Genomic DNA, 24,611 nt, shown 5'->3' on the forward strand with positions numbered 1-24,611 from the left:
TTTTATTGTTATTTATGCGTTTTATTTGGCTTTTTTTTCGCTGGGTTTCCGTTCCCTTGGCGCTTTCTATTTTGTTCATCTTTTGCTTGTTTTTCATGTAGTGTATCTAAAAATTCATTCGAGTTACTCATTTTTCTATCGCTCCTTTCATTTCGTCCTAATTACTATAACCATTTAGGAGGATAATCATGAGTTAGAAGTTAGGCACTTAATTTTCTTCGATAATGTAAGTAAAATATTCCATACATAACAAATAGCATGAGTAAAACTTGTAACTCTACATTTTCCTTTAAAATAGCTGCGATAGGGTCTGGTAAGTACGGTGATTTATCGTTTGTGCTTAAACCTAACCATTTATTTAAGAGGCTAATGGTACAAAACATAAAAACACCGGACCAGCTTGCCGTAATTGCTTTTTGTTTAATTTTTGTTTCACGTTCATCATCTGTAATCCAGGGATTAGCAGTTTGATCACTACTAAAGAAGCCGTTTATATATCCCCATACAATCATTCCAATAAAGACAATTATCCATTTCATATATGTAATTCTCCTTTCGGTGTAAAAAGTATTTTACATGTAATGTTGTAATATTTTACAAATGTTAGTGTCAAATGTTTTTTACATATCGGTTTTTATACAGCAGGAATAAAGAATGCAATAGGGAAGAAATATGTGTGAGGATTTTATAGTAAGAGGAGGCTGAATATGAAAATCGTTTTTGTTCGGCATGGTGAAGGTGAACATACAACGGATTTACCAGAAAGTCGTTTTAACTAGATCAGATTTTTTGAAAGAAACGGGCATATATGAAATGGATTTATCCCATAAAATTCTGATTGATAAGGGCTGATTATAGGATGGGGGTTGTATGTTGAATATTGCATTAGTAGTTGGTTTTAATTCGGATTTAGAAGCGCAATCAATTCGAGCATCTCTTGAATATTTTGGTGCAAGGGTTGTGACATATTGGATTGGTAGACCGAAAGATTTTGTGGAAGTTCTTTCTGGAAAGAACTTATTTAACAATATTAATTATATTATTTTTTGCTTTCATGGTGAAGAAGGGAAGTTTGTCATAGAAGAGTTAGGCGAAGAAGTATATGAACAAGATGAACCGAGAGGGTATTTTGGTACAGAAGAAATTTATAAATATGCAAAATTGCATAATACACATATTGTAAATAGCGGGTGTACGTTAGGGGAGCAAAATCTAGCAAAATCTTTTTTACATAGTGGTGCGAAATCATATATTGGATCGATTGATTACGTAGATGGAAATGCAGCACTTATGTTTACTATACGCTTATTTTATGGGGTTATTAACCATGGGAAAACGTTAGAAGAAGCGTTTCAAGAAGCGAGTTTAATTGATGAGGAGACACATACATTTCGATTCTATAATTAGTGTGAAACACGTTTATTCTATATTCGAATAAACGTGTTTCACATTTAACTCACATTTTTTTTACATTTTTTCAATGAAAATGGTTATCACTTGTGGTATGATATGTTCAAGTTTTTACAGGTAATAAAAGTTACTATATAAACGTTAGTTTTTAATGTTTCATACGCATGTCACAGATTATTCATAATTAACGTTTGAAAAATAAGTAACTAATGTTATTATATTATCTGTAACTAACTTAATTACAACTTTAGGAGGAAGATATGGTTATTCAATTTTTAAGAGAAAACAAAGCAGTTTCTTTTGCATTAGCAGTAATTCGAGTATATCTTGGTTACACATGGTTAATGGCTGGAATCGGTAAACTACAAGGAAAAGGATTCGATGCAACAGGTTATTTGCAAGGGGCAATTGAAAAATCTAAAGGTGCACAACCGGCTGTTCAATCTTGGTGGGCATCATTCTTACAAGAATTTGCAATTCCAAATGTAGATTTGTTTAATACACTTGTAACATGGGGAGAAATTTTAGTCGGAATTGGTTTAATTGTAGGCTGTTTAACAAAAACAGCGGTCTTTTTTGGTCTTGTAATGAACTTTTCCTATATGTTTAGTGGGTCAATTGGTGTGAACCCTGAGATGGTTATCTTATCTATGTTTGTTCTTGTTTCCGGTATGAACGCTGGGAAATTTGGAATGGATGGCTTCGTTATCCCGAAAGTATTAGGATCAAAAACTCCAAAACGCCAAAAGCAAGCTGCTTAATATATGAAAACGGGTATCTCATTTTGAGATACCCGTTTATGTTATTTTTCAACTTTAATCGGATTGTTCTTAAAGAAATCTTTTACATACCCGACAAATTCTTGTGGTTCTTGGCGAAATGGTGCATGATAACCTTTTTCAATAATATGTAAAGTGCTATTTTTTAAGAATTGATGATACGTTTCTCCTTCTTTCCAGGAAACGCTACTATCATTTCTGCCCCATATAATTAAAGTTGGCTGTTTTATTTCATTTGCATTAATTTTAAGACGTCTAGGCCATAATTTCATTTTATTATAATGCTCTTCATCATTACGTTTGAATTTCACTTTGCTTTCATCATAATCTGTAATAGAAGAAACGGCATTTAAATCAGTCGACAATTGTGGTTTTGGTGAGCCTTGTTTATTAACGAATGTATGAGGGCCACCTGTAGCATCAGTTAAAATAAGGTGAGTAACTGCTTCAGGATATAAATATGTTAAATTTAGAGAAATTTCTCCCCCCATGGAATGCCCCAGTATTGCGAATGAATCATACCCTAGTTTTTTCATTAATTTATAATACAAATTTGCATGAGTTGGAAAAGAATAATAAAAATCCATTGGCTTAGATGAGCGCCCGAATCCTAAAGCATCTACAGAAATAATTGTATGATCTTTTGCTAAATCGGAGTAAATCTTTTGAAAACCATCTGATGACCCTCCAAAGCCATGAATCATAAGTAAAGGTGGTTTTTCATTACCAATCTTTTTAAAGTAAATGGTTTGACCATCTATTTCTACCATTTTTTCCTCGGTAGCTAGTTTCGCTGTAATTGTATTTTTAACTTGTTTTACTTGTTCTACTGGCTTTTCTGCTGCACTACATCCTACTAATAGTGTAAGAGTAAGACAACCTACCATAAAATAGCTAAATCGCTTCAATTAGGTGTCTCCTTTCTAACATAACGCTGTATCTATCATAGCAAATAGCATATTACGATTTCCAGGAAGTTGGCTACCATTTTTTATCATAAGAGGTGAAAGGAGCGTTTCTTGGAAATTTTCTGTTTGAAGAAATTGACGAAATGTAAATTGTGAGTGTGGAACATCAATTCGTACTATACCATTCCAACATTCACATATCTTTTTTAATAATTGGATAGCATCTTCTTCTTGCTTGGCGATAAGTGGATTGATACATAATATATTGCCCTTTTGTATGCATAATGAAAAAGCTTCTATACAGTTATTTCTTTCAATTTTAAAAGAGTGTACGGCCCTTGGTAATAGCAAAGAGTAAAGTAGAGAACGATTCATACCAGTTGCAATTTGATCCAGAGAAGTAACAGATATAAGGTCTTCTTCTTGTACTTGTTGTAAGTGAGAAGGGTACGTCTTAATAGTTTGCTTTTCAAAACGATGAATCGTTGTTGCTGTTTGAAATCCGCATGATGTGTATAGAGGTTCGCCAGCTTTTGTCGCAATAAGTGCAATGGGTTGTTTTGGATGAATTTGTTCCAAGCAATGATTTAGCAACATGCGCCCTATTCCGCGTCCTTGAAAATTAGGGTGAACGATTAACATACCAATGGAAGCGAAGTTACTTGTAAAGGGAAATACTCCTCCAGTCGCAATGAGTTTGTTTTCATGAATGTAACCTACAAGTGTGCCGATAGAAAGATACATTTCGAATTGTTTTTTCATAAAAATTTCATCGTGTAACCATCCAACAGATTTGCAAAGATTAAGTAATTCAAAAATAAAAGATTCATTTAGCTTTACTATTTTCATAAAGGCTCACCGCATTTCTATTTATTTTCATAAACATAGAGTCAAAATGTAAAAAAAGAGATTTACGTTAAATGAAATCCAACTTGTTTATATTTAAATTGTAAAGGGCGGAATGATTGATACAAAAAGACAAACTTATACAAATTATAACTGATATTTACATAAGTTAACAAAAAATTTACATACAGCTAATTTTCTCTTAATAGTCTTCCATTAAATTTGATAGTGGGAAATGAATAACCTAATTAGGGGGACAAGACAGTGAAAAAGTTTGTGAAAAAAGCATGGCCATTTGCAGTTGTGGCATCATTAGCAGTTACTTCGGTAGCAACATGGAATTTTACTCGTTCTAGTGAGGTTAATGCAGATGAGAACGGAAGCAATGCAAAGATTAAAAATGTTATCGTATTAATTGGGGATGGTATGGGTCCTTCATATATGACGGCTCACCGTTATATGAAAGATAATCCAAAAACCTTTGAAATGGAATCTACAGAATTTGATAAGCATCTTGTAGGAACACAAAAAACATACCCAGAAGATGAACATGAAAATATTACAGACTCTGCATCGGCAGCAACAGCTATGTCAGCAGGAATTAAAACATATAATGCTGCAATTGCAGTTGATAATGATAAAGCGGAAGTGAAAACAGTTCTTGAGCAAGCGAAAGAAAAAGGGAAATCAACGGGACTCGTTGCAACTTCTGAAATTACACATGCAACACCAGCTGCTTTCGGTGCGCATGACATTAGCCGTAAAAATATGGATGCAATTGCAAATGATTATTTTGATGAGAAAATTAAAGGGAAGCATAAGGTAGATGTTATGCTTGGCGGCGGCGTAAAGAACTTTGTTAGAAAAGATCGTAATCTTACAGAAGAGTTTAAGAAATCTGGTTATAGCTATGTAACGGATCGAGATCAATTGTTAAATGATAAAAATGATCAAATTCTTGGTTTATTTGCACCAGGTGGATTAGATAAAATGATTGACCGCAATGAGAAAACACCTTCATTAGAAGAAATGACTAATGCAGCAATTGAGCGTTTGAACAAAAATAAAAATGGTTTCTTCTTAATGGTGGAAGGAAGTCAAATCGACTGGGCTGGACATGATAATGATATTGTTGGTGCAATGAGTGAAATGGAAGACTTCGAAAAAGCTTTCAAAGCAGCGATTGAGTTTGCGAAAAAAGATAAAAATACGTTAGTTGTTGCAACGGCAGATCACGCTACTGGTGGCTTATCTTTAGGTGCCAATGGCGAGTATAACTTTAAAGTAGATCCAATTAAAGCTGCAAAACGCACACCAGACTTTATGGCAAATGAGATTGCAAAAGGTGCAAATGTAGAAGAAACATTGAAAAAGTATATTGATTTACAATTAACTCCAGAAGAAATTCAAGCTGTAAATGATATAGCTCCGTCAAAAGATGTAACAAAGATTGATAATGCAATTGAAGATATTTTCAATAAGCGCTCGGTTACAGGCTGGACAACAGGTGGACATACAGGGGAAGATGTGAACGTGTATGCATTTGGTCCAGGTAAATACTTGTTCTCTGGCGTTCAAGAGAATACAAATATAGCGAAACGTGTCTTTGATATTGTTGGCGGTGGTGATCCGAATAAAGGAAGACGCTAATTAAGAGCGAAAGTGAGGCGAACTGCCTCGCTTTTCTTTTTAGGAGTTGGAAATATGAAAAAAATATTTGCGAAATTAAGATTCCTTCTAGCATTTGTAGTATTACTAGTTGGATGTCAACAAGAAGAGAATAATGTAGCACAAAAATCTACTACTAAAAAAACTGAGGAAAAGGTACAAATAACAAAAGAAGAAGAGAAATCTATTCAAGATATTATTCATACATTTGTGCGAACGACCAATGAAAAAAATCTTGCAGAACATATGGAGTTATTTTCAAAGAAGATGCCTAGTGCTGAAGACTTAAAAACACAAAAAGAAGCCGCATTTCAAAAGGGAAATAAGAAAATTGAATTGGAACATATAGATATGAATGTTAGTAAAGTAGGGTATGTTATTGTTGAAACGAAAGAAAAGGAAGTAGACGACAGTATTACTCTTCAAAAGAAAGTACAGTATGCCCTTGGAAAAGAAGAGGGTAAATGGAAGATTGAAGAGGTTCGAACAATAGAGAAAAAATAACGTGAAACTTTAATAAGTGTGGAGTCGTACTTCCCAAAAATGATAGAAAAAAGGTTCTCATTGGCGAGAACCTTTTTTTATAGTGGTAGCATAATTTGATTTGAACATGCCTCAATATCATCAATATCTTGACGAATTGTGGCCATTTTATTATCCAGATCTTCAGCTTTCATTGCTGCATCATGTAGTTCATCTTTTAAATACTCCGGTATTTTTCCTTCATATTTATAATAAAGTTTGTGTTCTAAACTTGCCCAAAAGTCCATTGCCAGTGTACGTAACTGAATTTCTGCAAATACATCTTTTGTACCAGAATTTAGTGATAAAGGGTATTTAATGATCATGTGTAAACTTTTATATCCGTTTCGTTTTGGGTTAGCGATATAATCTTTTACTTCTATGACTTCCATATCTTCGCGTTTTTGAATGACTTCTTTCAAATGATAGATATCTTCTACGAAGCAACATGTAATACGAATACCAATAATATCTTGTAAATGTGTTTGAGCATTTTCAACTGTTGGTAATAAGCTTTTGCGCTCTAGTTTTTTAATAATACTTTCAGGTTGTTTTAGTCTTGTTTTTATATGTTCAAACGGGTTGTAATCCTCTAGAAATTGAGCTTCCCGGTTCATAATTTCAAATTTAGTTTTTAACTCTTCTAAAGCAAATGTATATGGTAATACAAAAGCTTTCCAGTAGTTAACTGTTGATTGATTATATTCCATTTATATACACACCTTTTCCTATTTGCAAGTGAGGTCGTTATTATACTAAATACCAAATCATATAAGCGCAAGCAGCAAATGATGAGATCATAAAGCGATATTTAGTTTTCATACTTTCAACTCCTTTCGAGTAAGATTTTATATAAATAAACGTGATTGTTAATAAGTTCACTATGTACAGTTTCTATAGTAATAGATTCGTGTGAATTTCGTATGAACTAATTGTTTCAGCTTTTTGTCTTTTTTGCTGTTAATCATAATTATTATTCGGATTTAAAGTGTTTTTATTTGATTTATCTATTTGTATAAATTAATGTATATTTAAATTTACAGTTATCGAGGAGGATATATGGTGAACTTTGAAGAATTAGCAATTGCTAGACGTTCTGCAATGAAATTTATACAAGGTATAGAAATCCCTGATGAGGATTTTAAAAAAATATTTGAGTTAACTAAGCTTTCTCCATCTTGCTATAATTTGCAGCACACACATTATGTTGTAATTCGTGATCAAGAGCGAAAAGAAAGATTAAAAGAATTAGCTTTCGGTCAATATAAAGTATCGAGTGCATCAGCGGTAGTGCTCGTTTGTGGTGATAAAAAAGCATACCAAAATGTTGAAAATATTTACTTCGGTATGAAAGTTTTAAAAATGATTGATGAATGTGAATATGAAGATACAATTAGGCAAACGAAAGGTTTATATGAAGGAAAAGGAGAGCGTTTCATGGAGGATGAAGCGATTAGAAATGCTTCGTTAAGCGCGATGACTTTTATGTACGCAGCTAAATATTATGGCTATGATACATGTCCAATGATTGGTTTCGATGAAAAAGCAGTACAAAGTGAATTAAATATGCCGGAGCATATAGTACCTGTTTTAATGATTACGATAGGAAAAAGTGATACGACTAAAACTCGCCTACGAGGATATCGAAAGCCGATTAGTGAGTTTGTTACATACGAATCGTTTTAATAAAGTGAAACTTTTAATCAGTGGGGGTCTTACTGCCCGTTAATGCGGGAGAAAATTTATTTAACTATAAAAACAAGGGGATTCTAAATGGAATCTTCTTGTTTTTGCAATTGACAAATGGAATGAAGTTTTATAATATATAAATCGTAATCATTACGTTTTAGTTGCGATTTTTGAAAGAAAGGAGAATTAAATATGCGTGTAAATATTACATTAGCTTGTACGGAGTGCGGTGATCGTAATTACATTTCTAAAAAAAATAAACGAAACAATCCAGAACGCATCGAATTAAAAAAATATTGTCCACGATTAAAGCGAGTAACGTTACATCGTGAAACGAAGTAGAAGACTAGAGATATCTCTAGTCTTTTTTTATAGTTCTTTGGTTTTGTTTGTTATAATTACCTTAAATTGTAATAAAGGGAGCGGTATGATGAATCAAAAAGATAAAGAAAGAAAAGAGCAAGTGGCTCATATTATTAATATTCCAGATGAATATAGTCTTGTTGTAGATGATCAAGAAGGGGTTGATGACCCGTATCATCTATTATGGTGGGAGCATAAAGGGGATCAGGAGAGAACGATACAAATTACATTGAATAGACATACTGGTAATTTAATTGAATTTAGGATAGATGATGAAAATCCTTTTTCAAGTGGCAAGGAAGCGATAGAGGAGAAGAAGGCAAGAGAGATTGCAAATGCGTTCTTGAAAAAATATACAAAAGAAGGATATGAATTCTATACATATGTAACGGTTAAGGACGACAGGCGCGGTTGGAAAGAAGTAAATTATATGCAAGAAGTGAATAGCTATCCATTGCCGAATACAGGGTGCGTTGTGCGAGTGCACTCTTCAGGTAATGTTGTGCATTTTCATTACAATGGACAAAAAGCTATAGAGAAAAAACCGTTATGGCCAAGTGAAATTGTTGAGGAGAATATCGTTTTAGAAAATTTGAAAGCTAGACAAGATATGAGACTTGTATTTATAGATTTAACATACTCTTCATGTGAGTATGAAAACGGGGAAGAAGTAAAAGGGTACCATCTTGTATATGAACCAGAGCCTAGTCATGCGTTTATTGATGCAAGTACAGGTAAAGATTTATTTGGACCAGATCATTATAAATTGCCTTCGGCTGTAGCTGTTGAAAAATCGAAAAAAGGTAACGAACGAGGTGAAGTATTCGAATTATTTGACTGGAATAAAGAAGGTTTTACAAAAGTAGATGAGACAGAAAATGATGATGAAATAAGGATGAAATTTGTTCCGAAAGAGGAATTACAAAAACAGAAAGAAGAAAAGAATCCATATTTAATGAATGAATTCTTTAAAAAGCATTTACCGATGTTGAAATATAATAATTTAGTTAGCGTTACAATTGATAAATTAACCAATGAATTAACTGGTTTTATAAAACTGACAGATGATAAAGAAGTAAAGCAAATACTGTCTAGAGAGGAATGTTTACAAAGAGCACTTCAATTTTTAGAACGAGTTATTCCAGATATCACACAATATCTGCGTCTTTGGGAGGAACGTGAAGAAGCAGAAGATGGGATTGAAAGATTTATCTTTTCTGTATATATAAATGATATTCCGGCAGAGTATAACCAATTTATGATTAACATCAATGCAGAAAATGGTGCTGTTATGCACTACTCGGGGGAGTCTAGCAACTTTATAAAAGAATTGCTCACATATGAAATAACACCAAAAGTAACTAAAGAAAAAGCGTTAGAAATATACAGAGAGGCTATCCGAGTTAAATTAGAATGGTTTTTAGATCATGATGCAGAGGAAACGAAATACAAACTACTTTACAAACAAACGACAGATGAAAAACATAAAGAACCTTTTAATTGTAGGCGGGAAATTCGTTATATTGATGCCCAAGCGGGGAGAAAGATTTGGAGTAAGTAAAATAAAAGAGTTATTTTTCAAAGAAAATAACTCTTTTTATTTTTATACTTTGCCTGTTCGTTTTTCAAAAGTAAATGTGATAGGAAGATTGGAATAAGAACTATCACTTTTAAATATTACTTTCCATTCTTTAGTATGGGCTTTAATTTCAAAATTAAGAAGATTCATCGCTCTACGTTTATCTATTTCTAAAAACATATTATGAATCTCTGGTTCTTGCTGTAAATTAAGAGCCTTTAGTGTGACTGTAAATGTGAAAAAATTCTGTCCTTCATATACTATTTTTGATATTTTTGTTTTTTGTTTATTTAACAGCACATAAAAACGGTCTGATGGAGTTAATTGTACAGAGTCATCAGTAATTTCATTTTCGCTATTATGAAGTTCAACTAAGTAAGATGTACTATGGGAAGAATCTTTTTTGCTTGTAATCTGTAATTCAGTAGGAATCATCGGTATTTCATAAAAATCATTTCTTATTATGTTGTTGTAATCCTCTGAAAATTTACGAACTTCTTTTGGAAAAGAGTCATCTTGTGTACTTAAAAAAGTTTTGTTTTGCTTTGGAATTTTTTTACTAAAATTTAATGTTTCTTTAAAGTAATAATTGGATCCAGTTAAAAATAAACAACTACAGATTAATAAAAAAATTCGATACGGATTTTGAAAGTGAAAGAATAATAGTATACATGTAATAATTCCAATTACATAGAAAATAAAGATAAGTAGTTCTAGTTTTGAGTGAAAGGAGAAACCATAGTTATGAAAAAATTTTATTCCAGTTATAATTTGAGCTCCAAAAAATAAAGAAATTCCAAATTGAAAAAATAATAAATCAGGCCCTCTTTTAATAACAAAAGTAATGAACGAAATGAAAAGTAAAAATACCCCTAAATAAATTGTTACATTTAATAATCGTTCTAATGTAATCATGAATAGTGTCCCCTTTAATAGCATATTCATATATAAATAACAATTTTATTTAATTATAATATAACGATAAAATATTTTAAATGTTAGAAGTGTTGAGTTTTATAAATAAACTGTACAGACACAAACAACCTCACGCCCACATACACATAATAAAGACCACTATTTTGGCGGAGGTGAAAGGTTTGAGTCTATTCGCCGCAATTGGATATATGGTTCGAGAAGTGTTTGTCTTTGTTTCTTATGTGAAGAACAATGCGTTCCCGCAGCCGTTATCATCAGATGATGAGAGAAAGTACTTAGAGTTAATGGAGCAAGGTGATGCTCAAGCGAGAAATCTTTTAATTGAACATAATTTACGGCTTGTAGCTCATATCGTTAAAAAATTTGAGAACACAGGAGAAGATGCAGAAGATTTAATTTCAATTGGTACAATCGGGCTCATTAAAGCGATCGAGAGCTATTCTGCAGGAAAGGGAACGAAGCTTGCGACGTATGCAGCACGCTGTATTGAAAATGAAATTTTGATGCATTTACGTGTACTAAAGAAAACGAAAAAAGATGTTTCACTTCATGATCCGATCGGGCAAGATAAAGAGGGCAATGAAATATCGCTTATTGATATATTAAAATCAGAGTCTGAAGATGTAATTGATATGATTCAGCTTAGTATGGAGTTAGAAAAAATTAAAGAGTATATCGATATTTTAGACGAAAGAGAAAAAGAAGTGATTGTGAAACGTTTTGGACTTGGGCTAGATAAGGAGAAAACACAGCGGGAAATCGCTAAGGCGCTTGGTATTTCTAGAAGCTACGTATCACGGATTGAAAAGCGTGCTTTAATGAAAATGTTCCACGAGTTTGTAAGGGCAGAGAAAGAGAAAAAAGCGAAAGAGTAAAGTGTATTAGAAGCAGCCATATTTAAAATGGGCTGCTTTTTTTATTGTAAATAAGAAAAGAAAACGCGTTATGCTAAGAAGAAATACACGTTCACTGTTGAAAATGACGGATTCTATCTGTAATATTAGAAGGTGCTAAATAATTTAAGAATAATACCATACTTAGTTTTCTGTATATATAATAAGGCTGCTTTATATGATATGTGGGAATAAGAACCAATTTTACATATGATATAGAAAGAAAAGAAGGGAAAACTAAAGTTATAGACTGATTAGGGGGTTTCGCAATTTGCGACGTACATTATATCGACTTATGATAGAACTTACAAATGGTCGCTTTACTTCTTATATATTACGTAAATTTGCACAATCTCGTTTGAGCTCTATCATTATTCCATCGTACGCGAAAGTTTTTCAAATTAATCAAGATGAGATGGAAAAGGGTTTGAAGGAATATAGAACATTGCATGAATTATTTACGCGTAAGCTAAAAGAAGGAAAGCGTAGTATTGATACAGATGCATCGAGTATCGTTAGTCCTGTTGATGGTGTTTTTGCAGATCATGGTCCTATTGAGGATACAAAAACATTTGATATTAAAGGAAAGCGCTATTCAATCGTGGATATGCTAGGTAATGAAGAACGTGCAACGCGATATGCAGGCGGTACATATATGGTAATTTATTTGAGTCCAAGTCATTATCATCGCATTCATAGTCCGCTTTCTGGTTCTGTGACTGAAAGATTTGTACTCGGTAGAAAATCATATCCGGTAAATGCAGCTGGTATGGAATACGGGAAAGAACCACTGTCAAAAAATTATCGTTCTGTTACAGAAGTAAGCAGTGATGGCGAGCATATGGCTCTTGTAAAAGTAGGTGCTATGTTTGTTAATAGTATTGAGCTTTTGCATGAGAGAGACACTGTTCAAAAAGGTGAAGAAATGGCATACTTTACATTTGGTTCAACAGTTGTGTTATTGTTTGAAAAAGATATGATAGAAGTAGTGCAGGAATTAAAGAGTGGACAAGAGCTTCGTCTTGGTGAAAAAATAGCTACTCGCTTAGCTCATAAATAAAGAAAAGCTTTTATAACCGTAAGTAAGAGTTATGGGCAAAGATACTTAATGATGAAATCCCCTAGATGGGAGTACTTGTTTATTCGAGAGCCATCGTAGGATGGCTCTTTTTACAGGGCATCTAATAATTTATCCTTTAACTGTTTGATTGGTAAGGGCTGATTAAACTTTCACTTTATATGTAATCAAGATGATTTGACAAGCTTGTCCTCTAATGAGCGTCTAATGATTTCTTGTTTTATAAGTAAAATGAAGTCGGGATTTAATTTTAGTTCTTTTGCTTTATAATAAGACTCAGTGAGTAACTCAGTGGATAACTGTTCCATATGTTTTGTTTTCAAGGTGAGTCACCTCCTAATAATATAAGGATTGATTCGTTGATGCATTTAATGTACCAAAAAAATATGACAGTCACAAACGAGTGGTTATCCACATACCTAGGTGGATAAAGTGTGTATAGTTTGTTAGTAAATTCCAAATTAACTGCAAAATTAATGTGGAAAATGTGTACAATTTTATCCACAGGTTATATATCGAAAAATGTTGTCGAAAAATTTTATGAAAAATCCTCAAAGAGGTGAAAGAAATTGAAACTATTTTTACCAAATGAATATGTGAAAAATGTATATCATGTTCAACCAGAAGATTTAAAAAAACGTGGGATTAAAGGCGTTATTACTGACTTAGATAACACTTTAATTGAATGGGATCGTCCCAATGCAACGCCGCAACTTGAAAAATGGTTCTTGGAAATGAAAGAGCAAGGCATTCAAGTAACGGTCGTTTCAAATAATAATGAGCAACGTGTGAAAGATTTTGCTGATCCATTAGGTATTCCATTTATTCATAGTGCACGTAAACCATTTGTTCGCGCATTTAAGCGTGCGATACAAGAGATGCGTTTGCAGCCAGATGAAGTTGTAGTAATTGGAGATCAGTTACTGACTGACGTGCTTGGTGGAAACCGAGTAGGCCTTCATACAATTTTAGTTGTACCGGTAGCACAAACGGACGGATTAGTAACGCGCTTTAATCGAAAAATTGAACGAAGAATTATGAAAAATATGAAGAAAAAAGGTTTAATTAACTGGGAGGAATAAAGTTTGACTGAAACAATTAAATGTATTGGTTGCGGTGTAGAAATTCAAACAGAAAATAAAAACGAAGTGGGGTATGCTCCTGCCTCATCTTTAGAGAAAGAACAAGTCATTTGTCAACGTTGTTTTCGCTTGAAGCATTACAATGAAATTCAAGATGTATCGTTAACAGATGATGACTTCCTACGCATTTTAAATGGAATTGGAAAATCAGATGCATTAGTAGTCAAAATTGTAGATATTTTTGATTTTAATGGTAGCTGGTTACCTGGCTTACATCGTTTCGTAGGGAATAATAAAGTATTACTTGTTGGAAATAAAGCTGATTTAATTCCAAAGTCAGTAAAACATGATAAAGTAAAACATTGGATGCGCTATAGTGCAAAGCAGCTAGGATTAAAACCAGAAGATGTCTTTTTAATTAGTGCAGCGAAGGGACAAGGAATTGCTGAACTAGCAGATGCTATTGAGTATTATCGCGGCGGCAAAGATGTTTATGTTGTTGGATGTACGAATGTAGGAAAATCGACATTTATTAATCGTATGATTAAAGAATTTAGTGATGAGACTGAAAATGTAATTACAACATCTCATTTCCCAGGAACAACACTGGATTTAATTGATATTCCATTGGACGAAGAGTCTTCTTTATATGATACGCCAGGTATTATTAACCACCACCAAATGGCTCATTATGTTGGAAAGCAAAGCTTAAAGCTTATTACACCAACAAAAGAAATTAAGCCGATGGTATTCCAATTAAATGAAGAACAAACGTTATTCTTTAGTGGATTGGCACGTTTTGATTATGTAAGTGGTGGTCGTCGTGCATTTACTTGTCACTTCTCGAATCGCTTAACAATCCATCGTACAAAGCTTGAGAAAGCAGATGAATTATATAAAAATCATGCCGGGGATTTATTAAGCCCACCAACGCCAGAAGAATTAGCAAATATGCCTGAGCTAGTGAAATACGAATTTAATATTCGTGAACCTAAAACGGATGTTGTATTCTCTGGATTAGGATGGGTTACTGTGAACGAACCAGGAGCAAAAATTGTTGCACACGTACCAAAAGGAGTAAGTGTTTCACTACGTAAATCTTTAATTTAATATGGAGAGGGATTTATGAAACAATTATATGGTGTAATCGGAAATCCAATTGGACATTCATTATCACCCGTTATGCATAACGATGCATTTGAACACTTGAATATGGATGCCCATTATCATGCGTTCCTTGTTGAAGAGGAATTGCTAGGGGAAGCAGTAAGAGGTTTAAAAGCATTAGGTATTTCAGGATTTAATGTAACAACTCCGCACAAGGTTGCTATTATGGAGTATTTGGATGAGATTGACCCATTGGCAAGGAAAATCGGTGCAGTAAATACAGTGGTTCATAAGGATGGAAGATTAATTGGCTATAACACAGACGGGATTGGTTTTGTTCGAGCGCTGCAGTCAATTAGTAATGAACCACTTCAAGGGAAACGTATTTTGTTACTTGGTTCAGGTGGTGCTAGCCGAGCTATTTATTTTTCTCTTGCTGATGTAGGTGTAAAAGAGATTGATGTAGCCAATCGTACAGTAAATAAGGCGAAGGAACTTATTGCTGCACGTACGGCCGATGTTAATTCTGTTGCTTTGTCGTTAGAAAAAGCGACAGAAGAACAAGGAAATTATGATATTATCATTCAGACGACAACGATAGGTATGCATCCGCACGTAGAATATACGCCATTACAAATTTGTTCGTTAAAAAAAGGAACGATTGTATCAGATATAATTTATAATCCATTTGAAACGAAAATTTTATGTGAGGCAAAAGAGCAAGGTGCAATCATTCAAAATGGTATTGATATGTTTGTTTATCAAGGAGCACTTGCATTTGAAATGTGGACAGGACGCACCCCAAATATCGAGAGAATGAAACAATTAGTTATAGAAAAGCTTGGAGGCTAACATATATGTTAACAGGAAAACAAAAAAGATTTTTACGTGCACAAGCACATCATTTAACACCAATTTTTCAAGTAGGAAAAGGCGGAGTAAATGAAAATATGATTAAACAAATTGCAGATACTTTAGAAGCTCGTGAGTTATTTAAAGTAAGTGTATTACAAAACTGTGAATTTGATCGCCGTGAGGTTGCGGAAGAACTTGCAAAAGGTGCACGTGCTGAAATCGTTCAAGTAATTGGAAGCACAATCGTTTTATACAAAGAATCAAGAGAAAATAAACAAATTAAGCTTCCTCGATAAAAAGATTAGCATGGGCTATTTTTATCGCTGATGCGTAATGATGTAGAGAGCGAAACCAATTGAACTTTTATTAATAGCAACTCTCTTCATTTCTAACCGAGGAGAGTTGCTGTATATAAAAGGAAGGGGCGTTTCTTTTGAGGAAAATTGGCATCATTGGCGGTACATTTGATCCGCCTCACTATGGACATTTGCTAATTGCAAATGAAGTATATCACGCTTTGAACTTGGAAGAAGTATGGTTCTTGCCAAACCAGATTCCCCCACATAAACAAGGGCGGAATATTACAAGTGTAGAAAGTCGTTTACATATGTTAGAGCTCGCGACTGAGGCAGAAGAACACTTTTCTATTTGTTTAGAAGAGCTAAGTAGGAAGGGCCCATCTTATACGTATGACACTATGTTACAATTGACGAAGAAGTATCCGGATGTGCAGTTTCACTTTATTATTGGTGGGGATATGGTTGAATATTTACCGAAGTGGTATAACATTGAAGCTTTACTTAATCTTGTAACGTTTGTTGGAGTTGCAAGACCTGGGTATACATTGCATACACCATATAAGATTACTACAGTGGAAATTCCGGAATTTGCAGTTTCTTCATCCTTATTACGTGAGAGATATAAAGAGAAGAAAACGTGTAAATATTTACTTCCTGAAAAAGTACAGGTATATATCGAGAGGAATGGGTTGTATGAATCGTGAGAATGCACTGCATATTGTCAAACAACAAATGCATGAAAAACGTTATATACACACAATTGGTGTAATGGAGACAGCGATTGAGCTTGCTAAGTTATACGGTGTGGACGAGAAAAAAGCAGAGATGGCAGCTATATTCCATGATTATGCGAAATGTAGAGCAATTTCAGAAATGGAAGAGATTATTAAACGTGAAGATTTGCCGAAAGATTTACTTTGCTATAACAAAGAGTTATGGCATGCACCTGTTGGGGCATACTTAGTAGAAAAAGAAGTAGGCATTACGGATTCTGAAATTTTGCAAGCTATTACATATCATACAAGTGGTCATGAGAATATGACGATGTTAGATAAAGTGATTTATGTAGCTGATTACATTGAACCTGGGCGAAAGTTTCCAGGAGTGGAAGAGGCTCGTAAACTCGCATATACGGATATAAATCAAGCCCTATTATTTGCGTTAAAGAGAACAATTCAATTTTTAATGGAAAAAGATCAGACGATTTATCCATTAACATTCCAAACATACAATGCAGTTATCAAGGAGGAAATGAGTAAATGAACGATAAAGAATTATTAGTATTAGCGGCAAAAGCAGCTGATGATAAGAGAGCAGAAGATATGGTTGTCCTAAATATGCAAGGTATTTCACCAATTGCAGATTATTTCATTATTTGTCACGGAAATTCAGATAAACAAGTGCAAGCAATTGCACGTGAAATTAAATCAAAAGCACATGAGTTCCAAATCGACGTACAACGTATGGAAGGGTTTGACGAAGCACGTTGGGTATTAGTTGATCTTGGAGATGTAGTTGCTCATGTATTCCATAAAGATGAGCGTAATCACTATAATTTAGAGCGTCTATGGGGCGATGTGCCACGTGAAGATATTACAGAAGAGTTAGGCCAATGAAATACGAACAATTTGCATTGTTGTACGACGAACTAATGAATGATGTCCCTTATGATAAATGGGTGGAATTTACAGAGGGAAGTTTACAGCAGGCAGGTATGAAAGAGGCAAAAATTCTTGATGTAGCATGCGGTACAGGTAATGTAACCCTGCCGCTTGTGCAAAAGGGTTACGATTTAATAGGTGTCGATCTTTCAGAAGAAATGTTAACAGTCGCTCAGCAAAAACTAGGCGGAGAAGGGCATTTTATTCCTTTTTACCAACAAGATATGCGCGAGCTTGATGTTCCGGGTGAGTTTGACTGTGTAACGATTTTTTGTGATTCATTAAATTATGTATTGCAAGAAGATGGAGTACAAGAAACATTTAGAAGAGTATTTCACCATTTACGTCAAGATGGTTTGTTTTTATTTGATGTACACTCTTTATATAAAATACATCATGTATTTCAAAATGAAACGTATACAGTGAATGGAGAAGAAATATCTCTTATTTGGAATTGCTTCCCTGGTGAAGAATCAAATAGTGTAGAGCATGATTTAACATTCTTTGTTCAAGATCCAGAAGAAGATGTGTACCATCGGTTTGACGAATGTCACGTGCAACGTGCATATCAAGTGGAAGAGTTAACGAAATGGCTTGAAGAAGCAGGTTTTACAGTGCTTCGTGTAACAGGTGATTTTGAGCGACTTGAAGTTACAGAACAAACAGAGCGTATTTTCTTCATGGCGAAGAAAAACGGATAAAAACAAAAGCAACCGAGAAGGTTGCTTTTGTTTTATAAAGAAGATGTATTTTTAGTTCTAGCATAATCTAAAGATCGTATGCGTAAAGTGTGGGAATAGTAGTTGAAGTGAAAATGTATTGTAAAAAAGTAAGTATTTATAAAAAGGATTTGGAATGAAAATGACGTATTTATTATGTGTGTTTATTGAATTGCTGATCAACGCATTCTAAATCTTCATCAAATTTTTCATGTGTTCGCTCGATTAACTTATGGAACATATCTCCAACGTGTTCTTCTAAAACCCGAATGCCTTCCCCAGTAACGCCGCCTTTCACGCAAACCTTTTCTTGTAAGGTAGGTAATGTGAAGATTTCTTTTTCAAGTAATTTCCCCATCCCCACGACCATTTCACTTACTAAAGTAGTAGCCTCTTCGTGTGTAATATTTGTTTTATCTACCGCAGCGTTAATGAAGCATTGTAGTAAATAACTAAAGAAAGCAGGACCGCAACTTGCTATATCAGATGAAACGCGCGTTATATCTTCTTTTATTACAAGAGGTGTAGAAATGTTTTTGAATAGACGAAGTAGTTTTTGTTGCCATTCTTCAGAGCAATTATCTCCAAATGTAAATAGTGAGGCGCCAGAGAGAGCGCGATTTGTGATACTTGGAATGATACGCGCGACGTGGCAAGGTACGAGAGTCTCTAATTGTGATGGAGATATTGGACTTGTAATAGAAACTAAGCACGTTTCATCAGAAAAATGTTCAGCGTATTTTTTTAGGATAGGGTATATATCTATCGGCTTAACACAAATAAAAATAAGTTGTGATTGTTCGATTACTTCCGGGATTGTTTTTGCTATCTGAACAGAAGGGTATTTTTCTTTTATATGATATGCTTTTGCGGGCGTCCGATTAATGATTGTAAGGCAAGAAGGTTTGACAGCACGGGTTTCTAAAAATGCATCGATTAGTATATTTCCCATGTTTCCTGTCCCTATAATTCCTATGTTCAAAGTTTCATCCCTCCTTCGTAACAGCTTTCTCCTAAACAATATGAATGATGTTATAAATTTATGATTAGAGGTGTAAAATGATGTGGGATTTTCCGAAAAAGTGGTTAGGTTTAGTAGCTATTATTGGAACTTTACTTTTTCTTGTTTTTTGGAAAACGAATCAGAATGTAGAACGAACGCCTATTACAATGAATGTACAAGAGAAGGAGATAGAAAAAAAGGGTAAACCGAAAATATCGGATACAAAGGAACAGAAAAGAACAATTATAATTGATGTGAAAGGAGCGGTTAGTAAAGAAGGGGTATATGAAATGAAGGAAGGAGATCGCGTAAAGGATGCGGTTCAAAAGGCTGGTGGTTTTTTATCAGAAGTAGATATGAAAAAAGTAAATTTAGCACAAATTGTACAAGATCAAATGCTTCTTTATATACCGAGTAAAAATGAGTCAGAACAAGGGGTGCTTACTTCTTCTAAGGAAGATGGCAAGATTCGAATAAATACAGCGGCGAAAGAACAACTAGAAAAAATTACAGGGATTGGCTCTCGAAAAGCAGAAAGTATTTTGAAATATCGAGAAGAACATGGTCCGTTTCAGAAAATAGAAGATTTATTAGAGATTGATGGGATTGGTGCGAAGTCTCTTGAAAAGATAAAAGGTCAAATTATTATTCCGTAAAAGATTGACGAAGTTTTTCTTCTTTCGCTACACTACAAGTAGACAAAAAAGTAGGTGAAAAATATGGAACGAATTTCATGGGATCAATATTTTATGACGCAAAGCCATCTACTATCTTTGCGTAGTACATGTACAAGGCTTGCGGTAGGAGCGACAATCGTTCGCGATAAACGAATTATTGCTGGTGGGTATAATGGTTCAATTAAAGGTGGCGTACATTGTATAGATGATGGTTGTTACGTAATCGATAATCATTGTGTTCGGACAATTCATGCCGAAATGAATGCTTTATTACAATGTGCCAAGTTTGGTGCGAAAACAGAGGAAGCAGAAATTTACGTTACGCATTTTCCTTGTTTACAATGTTGTAAGGCAATTATTCAAAGTGGTATTACAGCGGTTTATTATGCGCAGGATTATAAAAATCATCCATACGCCATAGAGTTATTTGAACAAGCGAACGTAACAGTGAAGCACGTTCCGCTAGAATATGATATTGCTGCATTAGAGGAGCAAAAACGTTATACAGAGTTGAAAGAATTATTTGCGTCTTTAGAAAAAGATAATTTATCAATGGAAGAATTACAGCATGTATTCACGAAAGCAAAAATGATGCTATAAGGAGTGAGTATAAGTTGCAGGAACAATGGGGGTATGTTGCAATCTCATTTATAATAGGGATTGCAATTGCCTTTTCCTCGTCACTTTTATTGATAGTTTTTTGCCTCTTTTTAAATGTTTTCTTCTGTTTATATCGCACTTCGCGTAAAACCTTCATTTTTTGTATTGTAGCGTGCTTTAATAGCGCCATATACACTTCCTATGTTCAAACGTGGAATAAGCCTCTAGGGGAGTCCTATGGAGTTACAAGAGGGGTTATACAAAATACACCGCTTGTTAATGGGGATCGCCTATCTTTTCAATTTGAAGATCAGAATAAAAATATAGTGCAGTTAAGTTATAGAATCAAATCAGTCTTGGAAAAGAAAAAAATGCAACAATTATACGCAGGGATATCATGTGTATTCGAGGGTGAGAGGAAAGAACCGGAAACAGCTCGGAATTTTCATGGTTTTAATTACCGTGATTATTTATACAAACAACATATTCATTTCACATTTGAGGCTACATATATTTCTGAATGCTATAAAACATCACTGTCGCTCACGCAATGGATTCTTCTTTTGAGGCAACAAGTAATCTCGAAAGTTACAGAAATGTTTCCAGAGCAATCAGGTGCTTTTATGAATGCATTACTATTTGGTGATAGACAACAAATGACGTTTGAAGTGGAAGAGCAATATCAACAATTTGGTCTTGTACATTTGTTAGCAATTTCAGGTTCGCACATTGTACTGTTAATGGTGATAGTATATTTTATTTTGCTAAGAAGCGGTGTGACAAGGGAGGTAGCAACAATTTGCCTTATCGTTTGTATTCCTTTGTATATGGTTTTAGCAGGGGCGTCACCCTCTGTTATAAGAGCTTCTATAACAGGAGTTTTGATGTTAATTGCTTTTATGTGCTCGATTCGTTTATCTAGTTTAGATGCTTTAAGTGTAACAGCTATATGCATGCTTATATATGACCCTTATCTTGTTTTTAATATTGGATTTCAGTTTTCTTTTGTAGGTAGCTTCGCTTTACTTTTGTCTGCTCCGTTATTGTTAGAGAGTAGCAACGGAGTAATCCGAAATTCTATTTATATTTCTATCATTTCACAGCTCGTTAGTACTCCGATTTTGTTATACCACTTTGGTTATTTTTCTCCATATAGCATTCTCCTCAATCTCTTATACGTTCCGTTTTTATCTATCATTGTATTACCATGTAGCATTATTATTTTACTGTGTATGCCAATTGTCCCGTTTCTCGCAAAAGGATTTGCCGATGTATTATCAATAGGCTTGAGTATGTCTAATGATTTTCTAAGTTATTGTGAAAGTTTACCATTTACCCAGCTTATCTTCGGGGAAACGCCCTTCAATCTTGTAGCTGTATATTGCGCCAGTATTGTCAGCATATTGATGGTTTGGGAACGGAGAGCGCCGAAAAAAATAGTTTGTATAGTTGCGAGTGTATTTCTTTTTATTAGCACATGTCATTATACATATCCATATTTTAGAGGCGGCGGAAGTGTAACATTTATTGATGTTGGACAAGGTGATGCAATATTAATTCGCCTTCCGTATGATAAAGGGATTTATCTTATTGATACAGGTGGAACGCTTCGTGTGAATAAGGAAGAATGGCAACAAAAAAAGCATGAATTTTCTGTTGGAAATGATGTTTTAATACCCTTTTTACAAAAAGAAGGTATTAAAACAATTGATAAATTAATCGTAACGCATGGAGATGCAGATCATATAGGTGCCGCGCAAGAATTATTATCATATATACCTGTAAAAGAAGTGGTATTTGGCCGAAAGGGAAAAGATGCAGTATTAGAAAAAGTAGTAAAGAAACAGGCATTAGAAAAGGAAATGAAAATAACTGAAGTGGGGGAAGGGGAGAGTTGGAGTGTAAATGAAGCGGAATTTTTCGTTTTAGCTCCAAAAGGAAAAGAAAAAAGCGAAAATAACGCTTCAATTGTAATATGGGCAAAATTTGGAGGGTTGAAGTGGCTATTTACAGGCGATTTGGAAGAAGAAGGGGAAAAGATTTTAGTAGAGGCATATCCAGATTTACAAGTGGATGTTTTAAAAGTTGCTCATCATGGGAGTAATACGTCATCTATAGAGCCTTTTTTGAACGTCATACAGCCTCGTGTAGCGATTATATCTGTTGGTAAGCAGAATAGGTATGGACACCCGCATAAAGAAGTGATAGAGCGTTTTGAGAAGATGGGGAGTGCGATATGGCGCACGGACAAGCAAGGTGCTATTTCCTATGTTTTTAAAGGGGAAAATGGAACCTTTAAAAGTAAAATCACATATGATAAAACACATAATAGATGAAAAAGAGAAGACTGCCATGAAGTGGCAGTCTTTAAGAACCGATAAATTTAATAACAGTTGCAATGATGAAAAGTGTTGCGAAAAAACCAAATGAGACGATAAATCCTACCCCTGAATCAATAGCGTCATTGCGTTTACTTTGAACGTTTTGTTCAAAATCATTCATTTAGAATCCCTCCCCAACATTCCACTTTAGTATAAAATATTGTCAGAAAAAAATCTACAATTTCCATATGAAGAGAAAACGAGCTTTTTTGTTACTTGTAAATCATGAAGTAATGTGAGTTTTTCGTTTCCAAGCATGTTAACAGTTGGCACTTATACTCAAATTTTTATTGTGAATAATAAAGGGAAGGTGATTACCGCACACCAATAAGAAACCCGGGGCTTATTGCGTGGCGTTTAATATAAATAAAGGGACGGGTTATAAAGCCTGTTCCTTTGTACTTGTAAAACAAAAGCTAGGGCATTAGTATAAATATATATTGCCAAGTTAGGGAGTAGGAAAAAGTATGAGTGATATACATAAAAAAATTAAAAAGAAACAGTTTGCTCCGTTATATTTAATATATGGAACGGAAGCTTTTTTTATAAATGAAACGATAAAGCTTATTACGACAGAAGCACTTGAAGAAGAAGATCGAGAGTTTAATGTTGTGACATACGATTTAGAAGAAGCGTATTTAGAAGATGTGGTTGAGGATGCGCGTACGCTTCCTTTCTTCGGAGAACGGAAAGTACTGTTAATAAAATCACCGCTATTTTTGACTTCGCAAAAAGAAAAGTTAGAGCAAAATATAAAAATTTTAGAAGAATACATTGGTGAACCTTCTCCATTTTCTATTCTTGTTTTTGTTGCGCCTTACGAAAAACTTGATGAGCGAAAAAAAATTACAAAACTATTAAAGAAAACAGCAGATGTAGTAGAAGCGAATGCGATGCAAGTACAGGATGTTCAGAAGTGGATTGTTGCTCGTGCAGATGAAGTGCATGTGCATATTGATAACGCGGCTGTTAGTTTGTTGCTAGAGCTTGTGGGAAGTAATGTAACGATGTTGGCGAAGGAAATGGACAAGTTAACGTTATACGTTGGTATGGGTGGAGAGATTACGACGAAACTTGTTGCAGAGCTTGTGCCAAAATCAGTTGAGCAAAATGTATTTGCTTTGACAGAAAAAGTGGTGAAAAAAGATATTGCAGGTGCAATGCAAATTTTGGATGGATTATTTACGCAGCAGGAAGAGCCGATTAAATTGCTTGCGTTATTAGTGAGTCAATTCCGCTTGTTGTATCAAGTGAAAGAGCTACAGCAACGTGGTTATGGACAAAATCAAATTGCGTCTCATATTGGTGTACATCCGTATCGTGTAAAGTTAGCAATGAATCAAACGAAGTTTTTTTCTTTTGAAGAGTTAAAAAAAGTGATTATAGAATTAGCGGAAGCTGATTATAGTATGAAGACGGGAAAGATGGATAAGAAGCTTGTGCTCGAATTTTTCTTAATGCGATTAAATCATATGTGATGACACAAAAAAGTTCATGCACTTAGTGCATGAACTTTTTTGTATATAAAAAAACGATCCAAATGGATCGTTTTTTAA

General features: G+C 34.2%; 30 protein-coding genes. 21 read left to right on the top strand and 9 right to left on the bottom strand.

Annotation, left to right across the window (positions count from 1 at the left end):
• Positions 1–8: 8 nt before the first annotated feature.
• Positions 9–131, bottom strand: coding sequence for a DUF4023 domain-containing protein (locus tag AC22L0_RS14965; protein ID WP_000071866.1), 123 nt, complete (start codon positions 129–131; stop codon positions 9–11).
• Positions 132–200: 69 nt separating this feature from the next.
• Positions 201–539 carry a hypothetical protein gene (locus AC22L0_RS14970; RefSeq protein ID WP_000871153.1) on the bottom strand — a complete coding sequence of 113 codons (339 nt, stop codon included), beginning with the start codon at positions 537–539 and terminating at the stop codon, positions 201–203.
• A gap of 331 nt (positions 540–870) precedes the next feature.
• Here AC22L0_RS14970 and AC22L0_RS14975 point away from each other — a divergent pair, with 331 nt between their 5' ends.
• Together AC22L0_RS14975 and AC22L0_RS14980 are read left to right on the top strand one after the other, a co-directional pair.
• Complete coding sequence (locus tag AC22L0_RS14975; protein ID WP_000931927.1) at positions 871–1,407, top strand: hypothetical protein; 537 nt, start codon at positions 871–873, stop codon at positions 1,405–1,407.
• A gap of 263 nt (positions 1,408–1,670) precedes the next feature.
• Positions 1,671–2,171 carry a DoxX family protein gene (locus tag AC22L0_RS14980; protein ID WP_000236592.1) on the top strand — a complete coding sequence of 167 codons (501 nt, stop codon included), beginning with the start codon at positions 1,671–1,673 and terminating at the stop codon, positions 2,169–2,171.
• A gap of 41 nt (positions 2,172–2,212) precedes the next feature.
• Here the strand turns inward: AC22L0_RS14980 and AC22L0_RS14985 are convergent, their stop codons facing one another.
• Entirely contained in the window at positions 2,213–3,097 is an 885-nt protein-coding gene (locus tag AC22L0_RS14985; RefSeq protein WP_000819810.1) for an alpha/beta fold hydrolase, read from the bottom strand.
• A gap of 15 nt (positions 3,098–3,112) precedes the next feature.
• Positions 3,113–3,946 (bottom strand): GNAT family N-acetyltransferase, encoded by an 834-nt coding sequence (locus AC22L0_RS14990; RefSeq protein ID WP_000706696.1) that lies wholly within the window; start codon positions 3,944–3,946, stop codon positions 3,113–3,115.
• A gap of 261 nt (positions 3,947–4,207) precedes the next feature.
• On the opposite strand from AC22L0_RS14990, the gene AC22L0_RS14995 reads away from it, so the two are divergent.
• Together AC22L0_RS14995 and AC22L0_RS15000 are read left to right on the top strand one after the other, a co-directional pair.
• Positions 4,208–5,593, top strand: coding sequence for an alkaline phosphatase (locus AC22L0_RS14995; RefSeq protein ID WP_000714912.1), 1,386 nt, complete (start codon positions 4,208–4,210; stop codon positions 5,591–5,593).
• A 54-nt stretch (positions 5,594–5,647) separates the two neighbouring features.
• Positions 5,648–6,115: a hypothetical protein gene (locus AC22L0_RS15000; protein WP_000717903.1), complete on the top strand. Its 468-nt coding sequence runs from the start codon at positions 5,648–5,650 to the stop codon at positions 6,113–6,115.
• 77 nt (positions 6,116–6,192) lie between these two features.
• Here AC22L0_RS15000 and AC22L0_RS15005 read toward each other — a convergent pair whose 3' ends face one another.
• Positions 6,193–6,843: a GTP pyrophosphokinase gene (locus tag AC22L0_RS15005; RefSeq protein ID WP_000456230.1), complete on the bottom strand. Its 651-nt coding sequence runs from the start codon at positions 6,841–6,843 to the stop codon at positions 6,193–6,195.
• A 349-nt stretch (positions 6,844–7,192) separates the two neighbouring features.
• On the opposite strand from AC22L0_RS15005, the gene AC22L0_RS15010 reads away from it, so the two are divergent.
• The 3 genes from AC22L0_RS15010 (at position 7,193) to AC22L0_RS15020 (ending at position 9,746) form a co-directional block, all read left to right on the top strand.
• Entirely contained in the window at positions 7,193–7,819 is a 627-nt protein-coding gene (locus AC22L0_RS15010; RefSeq protein ID WP_135238150.1) for a nitroreductase family protein, read from the top strand.
• A gap of 195 nt (positions 7,820–8,014) precedes the next feature.
• The gene (rpmG, locus tag AC22L0_RS15015) at positions 8,015–8,164 is read left to right on the top strand and encodes a 50S ribosomal protein L33 (RefSeq protein ID WP_001265617.1); all 150 of its coding nucleotides are present in this window, start codon (positions 8,015–8,017) and stop codon (positions 8,162–8,164) included.
• A gap of 88 nt (positions 8,165–8,252) precedes the next feature.
• Positions 8,253–9,746 (top strand): YcdB/YcdC domain-containing protein, encoded by a 1,494-nt coding sequence (locus AC22L0_RS15020; protein WP_087967299.1) that lies wholly within the window; start codon positions 8,253–8,255, stop codon positions 9,744–9,746.
• 42 nt (positions 9,747–9,788) lie between these two features.
• On the opposite strand, the gene AC22L0_RS15025 is transcribed toward AC22L0_RS15020, so the two are convergent.
• Positions 9,789–10,709 (bottom strand): hypothetical protein, encoded by a 921-nt coding sequence (locus AC22L0_RS15025; protein WP_003285365.1) that lies wholly within the window; start codon positions 10,707–10,709, stop codon positions 9,789–9,791.
• 152 nt (positions 10,710–10,861) lie between these two features.
• Between AC22L0_RS15025 and sigK the strand changes: the two genes are divergently transcribed.
• Both sigK and AC22L0_RS15035 read left to right on the top strand, forming a co-directional pair.
• Complete coding sequence (gene sigK / locus AC22L0_RS15030; RefSeq protein ID WP_000051382.1) at positions 10,862–11,575, top strand: RNA polymerase sporulation sigma factor SigK; 714 nt, start codon at positions 10,862–10,864, stop codon at positions 11,573–11,575.
• A gap of 289 nt (positions 11,576–11,864) precedes the next feature.
• The gene (locus AC22L0_RS15035; protein ID WP_001255000.1) at positions 11,865–12,653 is read left to right on the top strand and encodes a phosphatidylserine decarboxylase; all 789 of its coding nucleotides are present in this window, start codon (positions 11,865–11,867) and stop codon (positions 12,651–12,653) included.
• Between the two features lie 185 nt (positions 12,654–12,838).
• Here the strand turns inward: AC22L0_RS15035 and sda are convergent, their stop codons facing one another.
• Positions 12,839–12,994 (bottom strand): sporulation histidine kinase inhibitor Sda, encoded by a 156-nt coding sequence (sda, locus tag AC22L0_RS15040; RefSeq protein ID WP_000850094.1) that lies wholly within the window; start codon positions 12,992–12,994, stop codon positions 12,839–12,841.
• A gap of 246 nt (positions 12,995–13,240) precedes the next feature.
• Here sda and AC22L0_RS15045 point away from each other — a divergent pair, with 246 nt between their 5' ends.
• The 8 genes from AC22L0_RS15045 (at position 13,241) to AC22L0_RS15080 (ending at position 18,376) form a co-directional block, all read left to right on the top strand.
• On the top strand, positions 13,241–13,753 hold the full coding sequence (locus AC22L0_RS15045) for a YqeG family HAD IIIA-type phosphatase (protein ID WP_000765314.1): 513 nt from the start codon (positions 13,241–13,243) through the stop codon (positions 13,751–13,753).
• Between the two features lie 3 nt (positions 13,754–13,756).
• Positions 13,757–14,863, top strand: a complete 1,107-nt coding sequence (gene yqeH, locus AC22L0_RS15050; RefSeq protein WP_000140799.1) for a ribosome biogenesis GTPase YqeH — start codon at positions 13,757–13,759, stop codon at positions 14,861–14,863.
• A gap of 15 nt (positions 14,864–14,878) precedes the next feature.
• Positions 14,879–15,712, top strand: a complete 834-nt coding sequence (gene aroE / locus AC22L0_RS15055) for a shikimate dehydrogenase (RefSeq protein WP_086410385.1) — start codon at positions 14,879–14,881, stop codon at positions 15,710–15,712.
• A 5-nt stretch (positions 15,713–15,717) separates the two neighbouring features.
• On the top strand, positions 15,718–16,011 hold the full coding sequence (gene yhbY, locus AC22L0_RS15060) for a ribosome assembly RNA-binding protein YhbY (protein ID WP_000955224.1): 294 nt from the start codon (positions 15,718–15,720) through the stop codon (positions 16,009–16,011).
• Between the two features lie 137 nt (positions 16,012–16,148).
• Positions 16,149–16,718: a nicotinate-nucleotide adenylyltransferase gene (nadD, locus tag AC22L0_RS15065; RefSeq protein ID WP_001226048.1), complete on the top strand. Its 570-nt coding sequence runs from the start codon at positions 16,149–16,151 to the stop codon at positions 16,716–16,718.
• Complete coding sequence (gene yqeK / locus AC22L0_RS15070; RefSeq protein WP_001078477.1) at positions 16,708–17,277, top strand: bis(5'-nucleosyl)-tetraphosphatase (symmetrical) YqeK; 570 nt, start codon at positions 16,708–16,710, stop codon at positions 17,275–17,277. The genes nadD and yqeK overlap by 11 nt, the downstream gene beginning before the upstream one ends.
• On the top strand, positions 17,274–17,630 hold the full coding sequence (gene rsfS, locus AC22L0_RS15075) for a ribosome silencing factor (protein ID WP_000998193.1): 357 nt from the start codon (positions 17,274–17,276) through the stop codon (positions 17,628–17,630). The genes yqeK and rsfS overlap by 4 nt, the downstream gene beginning before the upstream one ends.
• Positions 17,627–18,376, top strand: a complete 750-nt coding sequence (locus tag AC22L0_RS15080) for a class I SAM-dependent methyltransferase (protein WP_000873080.1) — start codon at positions 17,627–17,629, stop codon at positions 18,374–18,376. Before rsfS ends, AC22L0_RS15080 begins: the two co-directional genes overlap by 4 nt.
• A gap of 172 nt (positions 18,377–18,548) precedes the next feature.
• Here AC22L0_RS15080 and comER read toward each other — a convergent pair whose 3' ends face one another.
• The gene (gene comER, locus AC22L0_RS15085; protein WP_001020560.1) at positions 18,549–19,376 is read right to left on the bottom strand and encodes a late competence protein ComER; all 828 of its coding nucleotides are present in this window, start codon (positions 19,374–19,376) and stop codon (positions 18,549–18,551) included.
• A gap of 77 nt (positions 19,377–19,453) precedes the next feature.
• On the opposite strand from comER, the gene AC22L0_RS15090 reads away from it, so the two are divergent.
• The 3 genes from AC22L0_RS15090 to AC22L0_RS15100 all read left to right on the top strand — a co-directional run bounded on the left by AC22L0_RS15090 (position 19,454) and on the right by AC22L0_RS15100 (position 23,010).
• Complete coding sequence (locus tag AC22L0_RS15090; protein WP_000989929.1) at positions 19,454–20,053, top strand: helix-hairpin-helix domain-containing protein; 600 nt, start codon at positions 19,454–19,456, stop codon at positions 20,051–20,053.
• A 63-nt stretch (positions 20,054–20,116) separates the two neighbouring features.
• Positions 20,117–20,674 (top strand): ComE operon protein 2, encoded by a 558-nt coding sequence (locus AC22L0_RS15095; RefSeq protein WP_000439773.1) that lies wholly within the window; start codon positions 20,117–20,119, stop codon positions 20,672–20,674.
• A gap of 14 nt (positions 20,675–20,688) precedes the next feature.
• Entirely contained in the window at positions 20,689–23,010 is a 2,322-nt protein-coding gene (locus AC22L0_RS15100; RefSeq protein WP_087967301.1) for a DNA internalization-related competence protein ComEC/Rec2, read from the top strand.
• A gap of 31 nt (positions 23,011–23,041) precedes the next feature.
• On the opposite strand, the gene AC22L0_RS15105 is transcribed toward AC22L0_RS15100, so the two are convergent.
• The gene (locus AC22L0_RS15105) at positions 23,042–23,176 is read right to left on the bottom strand and encodes a YqzM family protein (RefSeq protein WP_000997609.1); all 135 of its coding nucleotides are present in this window, start codon (positions 23,174–23,176) and stop codon (positions 23,042–23,044) included.
• Positions 23,177–23,522: 346 nt separating this feature from the next.
• On the opposite strand from AC22L0_RS15105, the gene holA reads away from it, so the two are divergent.
• A complete protein-coding gene (gene holA, locus AC22L0_RS15110; RefSeq protein ID WP_001279908.1) occupies positions 23,523–24,533 on the top strand; it encodes a DNA polymerase III subunit delta in 1,011 nt (336 codons plus the stop codon).
• The last annotated feature ends 78 nt before the right edge of the window (positions 24,534–24,611 follow it).

The sequence above is a fragment of the Bacillus sp. LQ01 genome, from assembly GCF_057624735.1.